Annotated in this window: 1 protein-coding gene; it reads left to right on the top strand. The window is 35.6% G+C overall.

Going from position 1 to position 267, the window contains the following annotated elements; all coding sequences use genetic code 11:
• Positions 1–176 (top strand): antibiotic biosynthesis monooxygenase family protein (locus ACP3VS_RS24455; RefSeq protein ID WP_426390326.1); only part of this gene is annotated, 176 nt, incomplete at its 5' end.
• Between the last annotated feature and the right edge of the window lie 91 nt (positions 177–267).

The raw sequence follows: 267 nt of genomic DNA, 5'->3' as shown, positions 1-267 counted from the left end.
GTATGGGGCAGAAAGGAAAATATTTGCTCATTGTGCGATGGGAAACTTTAGAAGACCACACAATAGGATTTCGTCAATCTGAACAATATCAAGAGTGGAAAGCATTATTGCATCACTTTTATGATCCATTTCCAACAGTTGAACACTATGAGCGTGTGGAGTTATCACAAAACTGAACTTGACTGTCTATTAATACTTGAAAAGTAACTTCCAATAACGAAAAGTATGTAAATAAGCTAATGGTGGTTCTGGTAAAGGGTTTATAAC

The organism is Lysinibacillus sp. VIII_CA, assembly GCF_049943995.1.
GTDB classification, from domain to species: domain Bacteria; phylum Bacillota; class Bacilli; order Bacillales_A; family Planococcaceae; genus Lysinibacillus; species Lysinibacillus pinottii.
This window is presented reverse-complemented; position numbering and strand designations above follow the sequence as displayed.